Origin of the sequence: Pseudomonas juntendi (genome assembly GCF_009932375.1) — a bacterium.
In the GTDB taxonomy this organism is placed as follows: Bacteria; Pseudomonadota; Gammaproteobacteria; order Pseudomonadales; family Pseudomonadaceae; genus Aquipseudomonas; species Aquipseudomonas juntendi.
In genome coordinates, this window is the sequence record NZ_BLJG01000519.1 from 1 (window position 1) to 623 (window position 623).

Consider the following 623-nt stretch of genomic DNA (forward strand, 5'->3'; position numbering starts at 1 on the left):
GGACGCATCATGGGATGAACTCCGGTGAAAACGGGAGTTCAGCTTCCAATGATCTGCGGGCTATGGGCAGGTGGGGTTTATGGAGCGGATACGCTTCAAGTAGTGTTTGTCCGTGCACTAAAACGAATGCAGGAGGAAGGCTGGAGCGACGATGAAATTGATCAACTTCGCTCGGCATCACTACACTGGCTTCGTCATACATCCGCTACTTTCGATGCGCCTTTGCGAGATATGAAGGACTTGCAGGCAGACCTTAGGCACAACAGCCTAAGTACTACCCAGAATATTTATTACAATAGCCTGGATGAGCAGCGAGCTTCGTCTATGAAAGGGCTTAAAATTCGAAAATAGCCGATCGGTCATTAATCAAACTCGAACTGCTTGCCTCAGGTCGTCGCAACCGAGCACCGGTTACGGCTACGGCTACGGCTATGCTTGTGCTCAAGATGAGTATTTTGCTAGCACTCCAACTGATTAAGTGGACCGGTTGAAATGAAACCCTGCAAAGGTTCCCGGCGGGAGCTTGACCAAATCTGGTCCTGCAGAGAACTTAGCTCGCAGTCCGCTGGAATCGACCGAAGCGCCTGCGTCGTCTGATCATATACGGCGATTTTCAAGGTAGT

The 623-nt window shown here is 50.4% G+C and carries 1 pseudogene; it reads left to right on the forward strand.

Going from position 1 to position 623, the window contains the following annotated elements:
- Window positions 1-93 precede the first annotated feature (93 nt).
- Window positions 94-351, forward strand: a pseudogene (locus tag GYA94_RS28405) (site-specific integrase); the annotation flags it as partial.
- Between the last annotated feature and the right edge of the window lie 272 nt (window positions 352-623).